13 protein-coding genes and 1 pseudogene are annotated in these 14552 nt (G+C 72.5%); 1 reads left to right on the top strand and 13 read right to left on the bottom strand.

Annotated features, from left to right (window positions below; genetic code table 11):
* Positions 1 to 23 precede the first annotated feature (23 nt).
* From D455_RS35295 to D455_RS0109835, 13 genes and pseudogenes are all read right to left on the bottom strand, one after another.
* Positions 24 to 773, bottom strand: a complete 750-nt coding sequence (locus D455_RS35295; protein WP_449289305.1) for a hypothetical protein — start codon at positions 771 to 773, stop codon at positions 24 to 26.
* A pseudogene (locus tag D455_RS32780) lies at positions 750 to 2178 on the bottom strand (serine/threonine-protein kinase); the annotation flags it as partial. The gene D455_RS35295 and the pseudogene D455_RS32780, both read right to left, overlap by 24 nt.
* Positions 2179 to 2363: 185 nt before the next feature.
* Entirely contained in the window at positions 2364 to 4502 is a 2139-nt protein-coding gene (locus D455_RS0109885) for a LamG domain-containing protein (protein ID WP_017570566.1), read from the bottom strand.
* Positions 4503 to 4757: 255 nt separating this feature from the next.
* Positions 4758 to 5165 (bottom strand): hydroxyphenylacetyl-CoA thioesterase PaaI, encoded by a 408-nt coding sequence (paaI, locus tag D455_RS0109880; RefSeq protein WP_017570565.1) that lies wholly within the window; start codon positions 5163 to 5165, stop codon positions 4758 to 4760.
* Positions 5162 to 6265: a 1,2-phenylacetyl-CoA epoxidase subunit PaaE gene (gene paaE / locus D455_RS0109875; protein WP_017570564.1), complete on the bottom strand. Its 1104-nt coding sequence runs from the start codon at positions 6263 to 6265 to the stop codon at positions 5162 to 5164. Before paaE ends, paaI begins: the two co-directional genes overlap by 4 nt.
* 11 nt (positions 6266 to 6276) lie before the next feature.
* On the bottom strand, positions 6277 to 6798 hold the full coding sequence (paaD, locus tag D455_RS0109870; RefSeq protein WP_017570563.1) for a 1,2-phenylacetyl-CoA epoxidase subunit PaaD: 522 nt from the start codon (positions 6796 to 6798) through the stop codon (positions 6277 to 6279).
* A complete protein-coding gene (gene paaC / locus D455_RS0109865) occupies positions 6792 to 7670 on the bottom strand; it encodes a 1,2-phenylacetyl-CoA epoxidase subunit PaaC (protein WP_017570562.1) in 879 nt (292 codons plus the stop codon). Before paaC ends, paaD begins: the two co-directional genes overlap by 7 nt.
* A 49-nt stretch (positions 7671 to 7719) precedes the next feature.
* A complete protein-coding gene (paaB, locus tag D455_RS0109860; protein WP_017570561.1) occupies positions 7720 to 8037 on the bottom strand; it encodes a 1,2-phenylacetyl-CoA epoxidase subunit PaaB in 318 nt (105 codons plus the stop codon).
* Positions 8034 to 9008 carry a 1,2-phenylacetyl-CoA epoxidase subunit PaaA gene (paaA, locus tag D455_RS0109855; protein WP_017570560.1) on the bottom strand — a complete coding sequence of 325 codons (975 nt, stop codon included), beginning with the start codon at positions 9006 to 9008 and terminating at the stop codon, positions 8034 to 8036. The genes paaB and paaA overlap by 4 nt, the downstream gene beginning before the upstream one ends.
* Positions 9009 to 9106: 98 nt before the next feature.
* The gene (locus D455_RS0109850) at positions 9107 to 9913 is read right to left on the bottom strand and encodes an enoyl-CoA hydratase/isomerase family protein (protein WP_017570559.1); all 807 of its coding nucleotides are present in this window, start codon (positions 9911 to 9913) and stop codon (positions 9107 to 9109) included.
* On the bottom strand, positions 9910 to 10806 hold the full coding sequence (locus D455_RS0109845) for a 3-hydroxyacyl-CoA dehydrogenase family protein (protein WP_017570558.1): 897 nt from the start codon (positions 10804 to 10806) through the stop codon (positions 9910 to 9912). Before D455_RS0109845 ends, D455_RS0109850 begins: the two co-directional genes overlap by 4 nt.
* The gene (locus D455_RS0109840; protein ID WP_017570557.1) at positions 10803 to 11576 is read right to left on the bottom strand and encodes an enoyl-CoA hydratase/isomerase family protein; all 774 of its coding nucleotides are present in this window, start codon (positions 11574 to 11576) and stop codon (positions 10803 to 10805) included. The genes D455_RS0109845 and D455_RS0109840 overlap by 4 nt, the downstream gene beginning before the upstream one ends.
* Positions 11573 to 12808: a thiolase family protein gene (locus D455_RS0109835; RefSeq protein ID WP_017570556.1), complete on the bottom strand. Its 1236-nt coding sequence runs from the start codon at positions 12806 to 12808 to the stop codon at positions 11573 to 11575. Before D455_RS0109835 ends, D455_RS0109840 begins: the two co-directional genes overlap by 4 nt.
* 243 nt (positions 12809 to 13051) lie before the next feature.
* Here D455_RS0109835 and paaK point away from each other — a divergent pair, with 243 nt between their 5' ends.
* Positions 13052 to 14398: a phenylacetate--CoA ligase PaaK gene (paaK, locus tag D455_RS0109830; protein WP_017570555.1), complete on the top strand. Its 1347-nt coding sequence runs from the start codon at positions 13052 to 13054 to the stop codon at positions 14396 to 14398.
* The last annotated feature ends 154 nt before the right edge of the window (positions 14399 to 14552 follow it).

Raw genomic sequence — 14552 nt, 5'->3', positions numbered from 1 at the left:
ACCCCCGCCGTTCACGGCGGGGATCAGCGGACCCGGAGGAACCGGATGAGCGTGGAGGGCGCGAACTCCCACTCCTCCCACTCCTCCCAGTCCGGGTCCGTCACACCGGTGGCGGCTGCCGGGGTGCAGTCGACCAGGGACCAGGGGGACTCCGCTCCCGACAGTCCCGGAACGTGGTCCCGCATCCCCGTGCAGGCGACCTCGCGGTCCACGATGAAGGTGTCCATGCCGGTACCGGTGTATCCGAGGGCGAACTCCACCCGTTCGCTCTCGGGTCCCAGCAGCCCCGAGATCTCCATGGCCCGGTCGCAGGACATCTCCCAGGCGTCCGCGCGCACCCGCCAGCCGCGCCCGTAGAACTCCAGCTCGCCGCAGACCGGCGCGTGGAGCACCTCCAGTCCCTCGCCTCCCAGTTCGGGTCCCCGCTGCGGGTCGACGACCTCCACGGAACCGCCCACCTCGGTGAAGTCCACCCGCGCCCGCCAGGTCTCGCCGGTGGACTCCATCCGTACCGGGATCCCCTCCGCGTCGACCTCCAGCAGGCCCTCCGCGACCTCCTGGACCATCTCGCCGTCCACCACGAGCCGGAAGGTGAGCGGACCCGTGTAGACCCGGCCCGATCCCTCCCCCGGTTCCTCCTCCAGTTCGCCGGACGCGACCATGTCCCGCAGGGGTCCGACGACCAGCTCCGGCCCGAGGTCCTCGGCGGTGACCTCCCAGAGGGGGTTGAGCGGGTCGGCCGTCTCACCCTCCTCCAGCGCGGGCCCGTACACGTACAGCCGCCCGTCGCTGTTGGCCGCCGCGACCGAGCCCTGTCCCATCACCTCGCCGCGCGCGAGGAAGGTGTCTCCCTCGGCCGTGTAGCGGTACTCGACGGTGGTCCGGCTCTCCTCCAGCACCGCCTCCACGGAGCGCCCGGTCCGCGCGGCGACCTCCTCGGCGTGCGCGTCGGTGAAGCCGCGTTCGACCTCGACCACGAACCCGCCGCTCTCCTCCAGGGTGGTCGCCGCGGTGGTGACCGCCTCGGCCGGTGCGATGGTGAACTGCTCGTAGAGCACGTAGCCGCCGGTCGCCAGTCCGGCGGTGACCAGCACTCCCGCGCCGGCCACCACCGCCTTGGATCCGGCCAGCGCGCTGAGCGTGCCCCCGGTGGCGCCCGCCGNCCCCCCCCGCCGAGACCGCGCCCACGGCGGCGGCCCACCTGGCGGGGTCGTGTCCGGCGGCGTCGACCCCGTGCCAGTAGTCGCGCAGCAGGGCGCGCAGGGCCCGGGCCATGGGGACCGCGTCCCCCGGCCGATCCGTGCCGACCTCCTCGGGCGGGGTCAGCAGGGCGCCCATGAGCTCCACCGCGCGCGGGCGCCGTGCGGGGTCGGTGGCCAGGGCGCCCTCCACCAGGGGGCGCAGCACGTCGGGGACGCCCTCCACGTCGTACTCCCCGGTGGTGACCCGCTGGCGCAGTTCCTTCGGGGTACCGCGGCCGAAGGGGTCGCGTCCGGTGGCCGCGAGCGCCACCAGGGCGCCCCAGGCGAACATGTCGGCGGCCGGGTCGGCGGTCGCCCCGGTGTAGCGTTCGGGCGCCACCCACCCGGGCGTGCCGTGGGAGGCGCCCCGGTCGGTGCCGCGCTGGGCGCCGATGGTGGTGGCGATACCGAAGTCGACGATCCTGGGCCCGTCCGGGGACAGGATGACGTTGCCCGGTTTGATGTCGCGGTGCGCGATCCCGGCCGCGTGCAGCGCGGCCAGGCCCTCGGCGGTGCCCGCCGCGAACGCGCGCAGCATCTCCCCCTCCAGGGGGCCGAACTCGCGCACGTGGGAGCGCAGGTCCCGGCCGGGGACGTAGTCGAAGGCCAGCCAGGGCACGCGGGCGGCGACATCGGCGGCGTGCAGGCGCGCGGTGCTCACGCCCCGGGCGCGGGAGAGCATGTGCACCTCGCGGGCGAACGCCTCGCGGTAGGCGGGTTCGCGCGCGAACTTCGCGTGCACGGTCTTGACGGCCACGCACCGTCCGCCCTGGTCGAGCCCGCCGTAGACGGCGCCCATGCCGCCCGCGCCGATCCTGCCCACGAGCCGGTAGGGGCCCAGGGTGCGCGGGTCGCCCCTCTCCAGGGGCCTGAGCCCCGGCGGCGGGGGGTTCCCGGGGGAGGGAACGGCCGGATCGGGGGATGGGGTGTCGCTCATGGGGGCCTTCGCACTCGTCCGTCAGGGGGTGACGGAAGGTGGGACGCCCCGTGTTCCGGGAGTGTTCCGGGAGTGTTCCCGGTTTCCCGTGCCGCGGGCCGGGGCCGTCGAAGACGCCCCGGCCCGTACCGGTCAGTGGAACGGAAACCGCCCGTCCCCGCTCCTGGGACCCCGGGTTCCCGCCGTCACCTCGGCAGGAAATCGCTCTGAAGGAAGCTGACGTCCGTCGAGGTCGCGACTCCCTGGAGGACGTAGACGCTCCCGAGAGCACCCGTCCAGGAGCGGTCGACCCCGTCACCGTGCCCGGCCGCGCCGATGACCACGTCTCCGTCGGCGTGCCACACGCCCTCACGCGCCACGCTCCCCTGATGGGAACCGTCGACGTGGAGGGTGAGGGTGCCGTCCGTGTGGTCGTAGACACCCGTCAGGTGGACCCACTCCCCCACGTCCGCCAGGGAGGCGGAAGCGACACGGTGTACCTGCCCTCCGTCTCGGGTCTCCGTCTCGAAGACCCACTTCTCCAGCTCGGCGTCGTAGCCCAGGGCGAAACCGCTGGTGTGCTCACCGCTCTGGGAGAGCGCGACGGCGTCGGTGTCGCCGTCGTCCAACCTCACCCACGCCGAGGCGGTGAAGCTGCGGTCGGTACGCACGGCCGCTCCGTCCGTGCGCAGGTGCTCCTGCCCGGTTCCGTCGAGGAGGACCGCGGGTGTGTAGAGCCGGTCGTTGAACGCTCCGTTCCACACCGTGGCGGGGTCACCGTGCAGCGTCGCGTCAAGACCGTGGTCGGAGGCGTCCACGGCGGCTTCACCGGCGCTCTCGTCCAGCCGCCACCGCCCCTCCAGGGCGAGGGGCTGGTTGGCGGTCTCCCACACCTCGGACCTGCCGGTCGAGGTGAGGTGCGAGTCCTCGTCGATGAGGAGGCGGCTCCACACCTTCACGTCGTCGACCGCGCCCGGCCATCCCTGCGCGAAGGCGCCCTGGTCCTGGCCCCCGCCGATGACGAGCGGCCCCTCGGCCTTCCATGACGAGTCGCGGTCGGCGCTTCCCTGACGGACGCCGTCCACGTAGAGGGCGATCTCCCCGGCGGCCGGGTCGTACTGCCCGATCAGCTGGGTCCACACGCCCGCCGGGGCGGGGGCGGTCGAGACCACACGGTGGTCGAACCCGCTTTCGGGGGTGTCCTGGGAGGCCTGCTGGAACACCCAGGCCTCCTCGGAGGCGTCGTAGCCGAGTTGGAAACCGCTGAGGTGCTCGCCGTCCTGGGAGAGGGCCACGGCGTCGGTCCCGGTCCCGTCCAGGCGGACCCACGCAGACACGGTGAACGCGGCGGAGGTGTCGACGACCGCCGCTTCTGTGCGCAGGTGTCCGTCCGCGGTGTCCGCGGCCGTTCCCTCCAGCCGGTAGCTGCCGTTCCGGTGTTCTCCCACACGGCCCCGGGCCCAACCGATGTCGCCGGTTCCCGTAGCGGCGCGGTCCCGCTCCATCACGTCCGATGCGCTCGTCCCCTCCCCCTCGTTCAGGGGGAAGTAGGCGACGGGATCGGCCAGCGGTGCGACCAGGAAGGAGTACACCGACTGGCAGGACGAGGAGTTTCCGTAGGCGTCGACACTCCTGGCATAGATCCGCTGGGGGCCGTCGTTTCGCGGCGTGATCGAGACGGTGACCGATCCGCCCGGCTCGTCGAGGCCCACCCGGTTGGTGCACGAGGTGTTGCTACCGGTGCTGTAGTAATAGGCCACCACGTCCTCCACCCCGTTGCTGGTGAAGGCGAAGTCACCCGGCTGGAGCGGAGAGCCGTGGAAGCGGTCGTCGTCGGGATAGTCCTCGGAGGTGACCTGCGGCGGCGCCTCGGGTCTGCTGGTGCTGACCTCGATCCAGCACCGGTCGGACCACTCACCCCAGGCCTGGCCGTCATGGCCGCGCGCGCGGTACCCGATGAGGACCTCCTCCGGAAGGTCTCGTACGGTGACCGAACGGGGACTGGGATCCCTACCCGGGTGCTGCCAGAGGGAGAGGGAATCGGCTGTACCGAGGGGTTGGTCGGCACCGTCCAGCCCCCATTCGAACTGGCCCTTGACGTCCTGTGCCACCGTCTCGGCGTCGGGATCGACGAAGATCCCGCTCAGGGTGAGCTCGGTGTCGTTGAGGAGTGTGGGGGCGTCTCTGTCAGTGGAGCAGGCCTCACCCCGTGCTGTGAGCGTGGAGGTGTCGGGCCTGTCGGGAGGACGGTTGTCGTCGGCGAGCGCCTGTGTCGGGAGGAGCAGTGGCAGAACCAGTGCCGGGGCGGCCACGACCGCCATCGAACGGGTCAGGGAACGACGCATGAGGGGGATGCCTGTCTAGTTCGAAGCCTGCCTCATGAGCGGGCTCAGGACATGAACAGGAAAAAACTATCCATGTGTCCACATAAGCCACAAGGTTCGCTTTTCTCCCTCAAGACACGCATATGCGCTGACCTCCCCCCAAACCCACATGGCCGGTTGTGGACATCCAGGTCTCACCACACACACCGCGGGCCGGGGCCGTCGAAGACGCCCCCGGCCCGCGTTCACCAGGCCCGCTCCCCGTTCGGCCCTTCGCTAGGCGCGCCGGGGAAGCGTGCGGCTGCGGCCCCGGAACTCGGCGACGACGTCCTCGCCCCGGTGCACCGTGACGTCGTACAGGCCGCTGCGGCCGAACACGGTCCTCTCCCGGGCGGTGGCGACCAGCACGTCGCCCTCGTGGGCCGCGGCCACGAAGGTCACGTCCGCCCCCGAGGCCACCGTCACCCCCCGCCCGTCCACGTTGCACGCGCACGCGAACGCGGTGTCGGCCAGGGTGAACACGAACCCGCCGTGGGCGATGCCGTGCCCGTTGACCATCAACGGCCCCACGGTCATCTCCACGACCGCCAGCCCGTCGGTGGCCTCCACCAGGCGCATCCCCAGGTTCTTGGACGCCCGGTCGGCCTCGAACATCCGCCACGCGGCCTCGTTGCGCCCGCTCATGAGTCGAAGTCCACGGTCACGGCGTCGGTCTCGGGCAGCGCCTGGCACGACAGCGCGTACCCCGCCTTCACCTCGGCGTCGGTGAGCGCGTAGTTGCGCCGCATCCGCACCTCGCCCTCGCACACCTTCACCCGGCACGTGCCGCACACCCCGCCCTTGCAGGCGAAGGGCACGTCGGGCCGGTAGCGCTGCGCCGAGTCCAGCACGGGCACCCCGCGCGGCAGCGTCAGCGTGGTGGTGCGCCCGTCCAGGACCACGGTGACCTCACTGGAGGGCCCCTCCACCTCGGGCTCCTCGTGGCGCGCCTGCGGCGGCGGTTCGGCGCCCTCCACGAAGAACAGCTCCTGGTGCACCCGCTCCCCGGGCACGCCCCGGCGGGCCAGCACCTCCTGGGCGTCGGTGACCATGCCGTACGGCCCGCACAGCCACCAGTGGTCGACGGCGTCGGCGGCCACGACCGTGTCCAGCAGCGCCTCCATCTTGGCGCCGTCCAGGCGTCCGGTGAACAGCTCCGCCTCACGCGGCTCACGGGAGAGCACGTGCACCAGCTCGAAGCGCGCCCCGAAGGCGTCCTTGAGGTCGGCGATCTCGTCGGCGAACATCACCGTGTCGCTGCGGCGGTTGCCGTAGAGCAGGGTGACGTGGGAGTCGGTGCGGCGCAGCAGTGAGGAGGCCATGGACAGCACCGGGGTGATCCCCGATCCCGCGGCGACCATCACGTGGCGGGCGGCCGTGCCCAGGTCGGGGACGAACCGGCCGGTGGGCGCGCCCACCTCGATCTCGTCCCCCGGCCGGACCTCGTTGACCAGCCAGCTGGAGAACAGGCCGCCGGAGACCAGGCGCACGCCCACGCGGGGCGACTGGCCGACGGGGGCGCACACGGAGTAGCTGCGCCGCTCCTCCACGCCCTCCACCTCACGGCGCAGGGTCAGCGACTGCCCGGGGGCGAAGGCGTACTCCTCGGCCAGGTGGTCGGGCACGTCGAAGGTGACGGCGACGGCGTCGTCGCACAGGCGCTCGACGGCGGCCACGCGCAGCCGGTGGAACGCGCCTCGGCGGCGCGCGGCCCCGGGCGCGGTCTCGGTGACGGGTGTGGTCACGGTCAGATCTCCTAGATCTCCTTGACGTGCTCGAACGGTTCGAGGCAGGACTGGCAGCGGTGCAGGGACTTGCAGGAGGTCGCGCCGAAGCGCGAGAGCTCCTCGGTCCGCTCCGACCCGCACAGCGGGCAGCGCGGGACGGTCCGGGTGGGCAGCAGGGTCAGCGGGACGGGACCGGACGCGCGCGGGGGCGCGCTCCCCGGCGGGGAGATGCCGTGCTCGGCGAGCTTGCGCCTGCCCTCGTCGCTGATCCAGTCGGTGGTCCAGGGCGGGGACAGCTCGGTGCGCACCTCCACCCGCTCGAACCCGGCCGCGCGCACGGCGCGGTCCACGTCCGCGCGCATCTCAGTCAGGGCCGGGCACCCCGAGTAGGTGGGGGTGATCCACACCGCGACGGTGCCGTCTCCCTCGATCTCCACCCCGCGCAGGATGCCCAGGTCGGCGAGGGTGAGCATGGGGAGTTCGGGGTCGGTGACCGCCGAGGCGGCCGCCTCGGCGCGTGCGCGGTCCCGTTCCCGCGTGGTGGTTACCATGTCGCCTCCGGGTGCTGGCGTGCCACCTGCTGGAGCTCCTCCAGCAGGGGGGCGAGTTCGGCGGTGTGCGCGCCCTCGCGTCCGGCCACGACCGACTCGGGGAAGGGCGCGGGGGCGTCCAGGGTGGCGGTGGTGAGCACCTGGGTCAGGACGGCGTGCACCTCCTCGCGCACGGTGGCCGGGTCCACGCCCACGCCCTGCTCGGCCATGCGGGCCTCGACGGGGTGGGTGGCGAACGGCTCGCCGGTGAGCGGCCACACGTCGGCGACGGCGGCGACCATGCGTTCGCGGGAGTAGGGGGTGCCGTCGCCCAGGCGCAGGGCCCAGGAGACCGCGTACTCGCGGTGGTAGGCCAGCTCGTTGACCGCCTTGGCGGCCACGGCCGCGAGCACGGGGTCGCGGCTGTCGGCCAGGCGGGCGAACACGGCCAGGCGCGCGCTGGAGAGCACCAGCAGGGTCAGGACGGCACGGGCGAAGTCGCCCCGGGGCGCCTCGGCCAGGTGGACGTTGCGGAACTCGGAGGGGCCGCGCCGGTAGGCGAAGGCGTCCTCGTCGCGTCCGGTGCCGTCGGCCTGGCCCGCGCGGGCCAGCAGCAGGCGGGCCTGGCCGAGCAGGTCCAGGGCGATGTTGGCCAGCGCGACCTCCTCCTCCAGCTCGGGTGCGTCGGTCACCCAGTGGATGAGGCGCTGGGCCTGGACGAGCGCGTCGTCGCCGAGCATCTGGCAGTACAGCGCCAGGTCCTGGCCGTCCACCCCCTCGGGCAGGGTGGTGTCCACCCCGGCCAGGGCGTCGGTGAAGCCGGTGCCGAAGGCCCAGCGGGTGTCGCCGCCGTGCTCCTCGCTCAGGGCCGAGTAGATGTGGTCGCCGCTCATGGTTGTTTCCTTTGTCCCTCGTGTTCCCGGTGATCGTGCCCCAGATGCCCTAGATGTGCGGGACGTCCTCGGGGATGGGGTAGAAGGTCGGGTGGCGGTAGACCTTGTCACCGCTGGGCGCGAAGTAGGGGTCCTTCTCGTCGGGACTGGAGGCGGCGATGTGCTCGGCGCGCACCACCCAGATGCTCACGCCCTCGTTGCGGCGGGTGTAGAGGTTGCGGGCGTTGTGCAGGGCCATCGTGTCGTCGGGGGCGTGCAGGGAGCCCACGTGGACGTGGTTCAGGCCGCGCTTGCCGCGCACGAAGACCTCGTAGAGCGGCCACTCGGGGCGGGCCGGTCCGGAACCGGCGTTGGTGTCGTTGCTCATGCCACGGCCTCCCTGGCGCTGTGCTTGTCGGCGTAGGCGGTGGCGGCCTCGCGGACCCACGCGCCCTTCTCGTGTGCGGCCCGGCGGCGCTGGACGCGCTCGGCGTTCTTGGGCCCGGCGCCGGAGATGACCTGCTTGAACTCCACCCAGTCGGGCTCGCCGAAGTCGTACTGGCCGCGCTCCTCGTTCCAGACCAGCTCGGGGTCGGGCAGGGTGACGCCGAGCTTCTCGGCCTGGGGGACGGTCATGTCGACGAACTTCTGGCGCAGGTCGTCGTTGGTGTCGCGCTTGATGCGCCAGGCCATCGACTGCTGGGTGTTGGGCGAGTCGGCGTCGGGCGGGCCGAACATCATCAGCGACGGCCACCACCAGCGGTCCACGGCGTCCTGGACCATCCTCCGCTGGCCCTCGGTGCCCTCCATCATGCGCATGAGCAGCTCGTAGCCCTGGCGCTGGTGGAAGGACTCCTCCTTGCAGATGCGCACCATGGCGCGGGCGTAGGGACCGAAGGAGCTGCGGCACAGCGGGACCTGGTTGCAGATCGCGGCGCCGTCCACGAGCCAGCCGATGACGCCGACGTCGGCGAAGGTCAGCGACGGGTAGTTGAAGATCGAGGAGTACTTCTGGCGGCCCTCGATGAGGCGCTCGGTCAGGTCGGCGCGGTCCACGCCGAGGGTCTCGGCGGCGGCGTACAGGTACAGCCCGTGCCCGGCCTCGTCCTGGACCTTGGCCAGCAGGATGGCCTTGCGGCGCAGGCTGGGCGCGGAGGCGATCCAGTCGCCCTCGGGCTGCATGCCGATGATCTCCGAGTGCGCGTGCTGGGAGACCTGGCGCACGAGCGTCTTGCGGTAGCCCTCGGGCATCCAGTCGCGCGGCTCGACGCGCTGGTCGGCGGCGATCCTGGCGTCGAACTCGGCCTGGAAGTCCAGGTCGGTACCAGGGGGCGCTTCCTGGGCCGTCTCGGTGCTCACTGGTTTCTCACCTCATTCATAACCGAACGTTCGGTCAGTAATTAGTATCCCCGGATTTCCCCGCCCGGGCAAGTCCACCGGGCGGGGGAAGTGCCAGCTCAGCTCCCGCCGAAGGTCGGCTTCTCCTTGTTGAGGAACGCGCGGACCGCTCCGAGGTGGTCCCCGGTCTGCCCCAGCTGGTTCTGGAGGTCGGCCTCCTCCTCCAGCAGCTCGGGCAGCTCGCGCCCGCCGGTGGCCGCCGAACGCACCTCGCGCTTGGCCGCCACGAACGCGCTGGTGGGGCCCGAGGCCAGGCCGACGGCCACCTCCCTGGCGCGCGACTCCCAGGCGTCGTCGTCCACGACCTCGGTGACCAGGCCCAGCTCCAGGGCGCGCTCGGCGCCCACGACCGTGCCCAGCAGCATCATCTCCATGGCCCGCGCCTGGCCCAGCGAGGCCACCAGGCGGGAGGCCAGCCCCGAGTCCGAGGCCAGGCCGATGCCGGTGAAGGCGGTGCCGAACTTGGCGCGGCGGGCCGCGACGCGCACGTCCCCGGCCAGGGCGAAGCCCAGTCCCGCGCCCACGCAGGCGCCGCCGATGCCGACCACGACCGGCACCTGGACGTCCTCCAGCGCCAGCACGATGCGGTTGTAGTGCTCGCGCACGGTGTCCAGCGCGTCCTGGGGCCGCTCCTCGAGGGTCCGCGCGTGCTCGGCCAGGTCCTGGCCCACGCAGAAGGCCTTGGCCGAACCCAGCAGCAGCACCGCGCGGGCGGTGGTGGACTCCGCCGCCCGCCGCAGCGCCGCCAGCAGCTCCTCCTTGACCCGCCGGGTCAGGGCGGGCGTGTGCAGCCGCACCGTGGCCAGCCCGTCGGCCTCCTCGAACTCCGCCGCCTTCACCTGCTCGGCCGCCGTGTCCTCGCTCAACGCTTCACTCCCTCATCCCAGGTGTGGAAGCCCTGGCCGCTCTTGCGGCCGAGCCTTCCCTCGGCGACCATACGGCGCAGCAGCTCCGGTGGGGCGAACCGGTCCCCCAGTTCGGCGGCCAGGTACTCGGCGATGGCCAGGCGCACGTCGAGGCCGACCAGGTCGGTCAGGCGCAGCGGGCCCATGGGGTGGCGGTACCCCAGCTCCATGGCGGTGTCGATGTCGGCGGGCGAGGCCACGCCCTCCTCCACCATGCGGATGGCCTCCAGGCCCAGCATGACGCCCAGGCGGCTGGTGGCGAACCCCGGCGCGTCGCGGACCACGACCTCGGTCTTGCCCAGGGCGCCGACCCAGCCGCGCACCGAGGCCAGGACGCCCTCGTCGGTCTCGGGCGCGACCACGATCTCCACGAGTTTGGAGGCCGGGACCGGGTTGAAGAAGTGGGTGCCCAGGAAGCGCTGGGGGCGCTTGAGCGCGGCGGCCAGCTCGGTGACCGACAGCGAACTGGTGTTGGAGGCCAGGACCGTGTCCTCGCCGACCGCGGCCTCCGCCGCGGTGAGCACGGCGATCTTCAGCTCGGGCTTCTCGGGCACGGCCTCCACGACCAGCCCGGCTCCGGCGGGGATGTCGGCGGCGTCGGTGACCGTGCGCAGCCGCTCCAGGTAGGAGGCGGGCTCGGCGTCGATCTTGCCGCGCTGGCGGGCCTTGTCCAGCCCGGCCGCCACACGGGCGCGTCCGGCCTCGGCGGCGTCGGCGGTGGCCTCGACCAGCACCACGTCGGCGCCGCTGGTGAGGAACTGCTGGACGATCCCGGCGCCCATGGTGCCACCGCCGATCACGGCGACGGTGGCGGGAACGCCCTGCGTGGCGTCCCCCCGCTCGGTGGTGCTCAACGCTTCTTCCTCTCCAGGAAACGGGTCATCCGGTCGTGCTTGTCGGCGCTCTCGAACAGCACCGCCTGCGTCAGGTCGTCGGCCAGCGGGTGGGGCCCGTCGGCGTCCAGGACCATCTTGGTCATGCGCAGGGCCAGCGCCGAGGAGGCGGCCATGCGGTCGAGCAGGGCGTGGGCGCGCTCGCGCAGCTCCCCGGAGGGCACGATCTCGGCCACCAGGCCGTGGCGCAGCGCGGCCTCGGCGTCCAGGCGGTAGCCGCCCAGCAGCACCTGCTTGGCGACCGAGGCGCCGACCAGCTCCCGCAGGCGCCAGCACGCGCCCGCCCCCGCGATGATGCCCAGGCCCGGCTCGGGCTGGGCGAACACGGCGGTGGGGGTGGCGACGCGGATGTCGCAGGCGTAGGACAGCTCGGCGCCGCCGCCCAGCGCGTAGCCGTCCACGGCCGCCACGGTGGGCGCCTGGAGGCGGTGCATACGCTCGAACAGGCGGCTGTTGATCCCGGCCATCGCCTCCTCACGGCCGCGCGCACGCAGCTCGGAGATGTCGGCTCCGCCCGCGAACACGGTGCCGTGCCCGGTCAGGAGCAGGGGCCTGGGGTCGGCCTCGATCCGCTCGCACACCCGGTGCAGTTCGGCGATCATCCGGCCGTTGATGGCGTTGCGGGCCTCGGGGCGGTGCAGTTCCACCACCACGCGGTCCTCGCGCCAGTCGACGTTCAGGGTGGTGAACTCTTCGCTGTTCTGGCCCTGGGTCCTCTGCTGCTCGGTCACGGGCGCTCCACCAGCAGTGCGACGCCCTGGCCCACGCCCACGCACAGGGTGGCCAGGCCGCGGGCGGACTCCTCGCGCTCCATGCGGTTGAGCAGGGTGACCAGGATGCGGGCACCGGAGCTGCCCAGCGGGTGGCCCAGCGCGATGGCGCCGCCGTCGGCGTTGACGCGTCCCTCGTCCAGCTTGAGCTGGCGCATCACGGCCAGGGACTGGGCGGCGAAGGCCTCGTTGAGCTCCACGGAGCCGACTCCGTCCAGGTCCCACCCGGCTCGGTCGAGCACCTTGCGGGTGGCCGGGACCGGTCCCAGACCCATGACCTGCGGGGCCACACCGGCCGACGCGGAGGCGACCACGCGGGCGCGCGGGGTCAGGCCGTGGCGGCGCACGGCCTCGGCACCGGCCAGCACCAGGGCGGAGGCGCCGTCGGACAGGGAGGAGGAGTTTCCCGCCGTGACGATGCCGCCCTCACGGAAGACCGGGCGCAGCCTGGCCAGGCTCTCCATGCTGGAACCGGGACGCGGGCCCTCGTCGGTGGTGACCTCGCTGGTCTGGCCCTTGCGGCCGTGCACGGTGACCGGGACGGTCTCGGCGTCGAAGCGGCCCGCCTCGGCGGCGGCGACCGCGCGCTCGTGGCTGCGCAGCGCGAAGGCGTCGCACTCCTCGCGGGTGAGCCCCTCCAGGGCCGCGACCTCCTCGGCCGTCTCGCCCATGGACAGGGTGTAGCGCAACTCCTCCGGGGAGGCGTCCGCGGGCGCCTCGGCGTCGGCCGACGCGAAGCGCGGGTTGGTGAAGCGCCAGCCCAGGGAGGTGTCGGCGACCTCGCCCGGCTTGGCCCAGGGGGTTCCGGGCTTGGCCATTACCCAGGGGGCGCGGGTCATCGACTCCACGCCGCCCGCGACCACCACGTCGGCCTCGCCCGCGCGGATGGCCTGCGCGGCGGAGGCGACGGCGGTCAGGCCGCTGGCGCACAGCCGGTTCACGGTGTAGCCGGGAACGCTGGGGTCGAGCCCGGCCAGCAGCGCCGCCATGCGGGCCACGTTGCGGTTGTCCTCACCGGCCTGGTTGGCGGCGCCCAGGATGACCTCGTCCACGACCTCACCGGGCACACCCGAGCGGCGGACCGCCTCGGCCACGACCGTGGCGGCCAGATCGTCGGGGCGGACTGCGGCCAGGGCGCCGCCGTAGCGGCCCTGGGGGGTTCGCACCCCGTCGACCAAGTAGACCTCGCTCACGTGCGGCCTCCCGTGGTAAAGACGGTGGTCGTCGCCACCGTCGCCTGTGAACTCGTCAACACTCTCTCCTTGACAGGGCTGCCCGGAGACTGCGTTAATGCATTAGTAACCGAACGTTCGGTCAGTAAGCAAGTCGGTCCGCCCCGTGACGGACCGTGCCGACACAAGCTCGCGCACACCCGCCCACCCCACCGGGCGCCCTCCGCGTTCGGCGGGTCGCGCGCACAGTACACGGAGAGGCCCATGGCAAGCCACGACACCACCACGCGGTCGGCCGCCGCCCGCCTGGGACAGGCGCCCGCTCCCGAGCTCCTGGACCCGGCCGAGCGCATGAGTGTCGACGAACTGCGCGCCCTACAGCTCAAGCGCCTTCGTTGGACCCTGGAGCACGCCTACGCCAACGTGCCCCTGTACCGGCGCAAGTTCGACGAGGCCGGTGTGCGGCCCGAGGACCTCCGGGAGCTGGAGGACCTGCGCCACTTCCCGCACACCACCAAGGCCGACCTGCGCGACAACTACCCCTTCGGGATGTTCGCCGTCCCCCAGGAGCGGGTCAGCCGCGTCCACGCCTCCAGCGGAACCACGGGCCGCCCCACCGTCGTGGGCTATACCCGCGAGGACATCGACACCTGGGCCGAGGTCGTGGCCCGCTCCATCCGCGCCGCGGGCGGACGCCCCGGACACAAGGTGCACGTGTCCTACGGCTACGGACTCTTCACCGGCGGCCTGGGCGCCCACTACGGCGCCGAAAGGCTCGGCTGCACGGTCATCCCGGCCTCCGGCGGACAGACCGCCAAGCAGGTCCAACTCATCCAGGACTTCGAACCCGACATCATCATGGTCACCCCCAGCTACATGCTGACACTCCTGGACGAGTTCGAGCATCAGGGAATCGACCCGCGTAGCACCTCGCTCAGGATCGGGGTCTTCGGTGCCGAGCCCTGGACCGAGAAGATGCGCGGCGAGATCGAGGAGCGCTTCGACATCCACGCCGTGGACATCTACGGCCTGTCGGAGGTCATGGGCCCGGGTGTGGCCAACGAGTGCGTGGAGACCAAGGACGGCCTGCACGTGTGGGAGGACCACTTCTACCCCGAGGTGCTCGACCCCGTCACCCAGGACGTGCTGCCCGACGGGGAGAACGGCGAGCTGGTCTTCACCTCGCTGACCAAGCAGGCCATGCCGGTGATCCGCTACCGCACCCGCGACCTGACCACGCTGCGCCCGGGCACCGCCCGGCCCATGCGGCGGATGGACAAGGTGACCGGGCGCAGCGACGACATGATCATCCTGCGCGGCGTCAACGTGTTCCCGACCCAGATCGAGGAGATCGTGCTGGGTCTGGACGGGCTGGCCCCGCACTTCCAGCTGGTGCTGACCAAGGAGGGGCGCCTGGACCGCATGGCGGTGCGCATCGAGGCCGCCCCGGACTGCACCGCCGAGCGGCGGGTGGCCCTGAGCAAGGAGATCGTGGCCACGGTCAAGGACAGGGTGGGCGTGAGCGTGACCGTCGACGTGGTCGACCCCGAGCAGATCGAGCGCTCGGTGGGCAAGTTCCGCCGCATCATCGACCAGCGCCCCAAGGAGTAGCGGGAGCGCTGGCAACGCGCACGGCCGTCGCGGGGAGGATGGGGTCCCCGCGGCGGCCCTCGTCGTACGCGGGGGCGGGTGCCGCCGGTCCCTCCAGCGGTGGGTCGGGGAAGGGTCCGGGCCCTCCCGGGTTCGCGGGAACGGCGTCGGGACG

This window comes from Nocardiopsis halotolerans DSM 44410 (assembly GCF_000341065.1).
Taxonomy (GTDB): Bacteria; Actinomycetota; Actinomycetes; order Streptosporangiales; family Streptosporangiaceae; genus Nocardiopsis; species Nocardiopsis halotolerans.
The sequence above is the reverse complement of the archived record's forward strand: the minus strand, read 5'-3'. Positions and strand labels throughout refer to the sequence as shown.

Bases quoted from the DNA above. Each gene is read 5' to 3' on its own strand.
- paaC (WP_017570562.1), bottom strand. From the start codon at position 7,670: ATGAGCGGCGACCACATCTACTCGGCCCTGAGCGAGGAGCACGGCGGC.
- paaK (WP_017570555.1), top strand. From the start codon at position 13,052: ATGGCAAGCCACGACACCACCACGCGGTCGGCCGCCGCCCGCCTGGGA.
- paaD (WP_017570563.1), bottom strand. From the start codon at position 6,798: ATGGTAACCACCACGCGGGAACGGGACCGCGCACGCGCCGAGGCGGCC.
- paaI (WP_017570565.1), bottom strand. From the start codon at position 5,165: ATGAGCGGGCGCAACGAGGCCGCGTGGCGGATGTTCGAGGCCGACCGG.
- paaB (WP_017570561.1), bottom strand. From the start codon at position 8,037: ATGAGCAACGACACCAACGCCGGTTCCGGACCGGCCCGCCCCGAGTGG.
- D455_RS0109885 (WP_017570566.1), bottom strand. From the start codon at position 4,502: ATGCGTCGTTCCCTGACCCGTTCGATGGCGGTCGTGGCCGCCCCGGCA.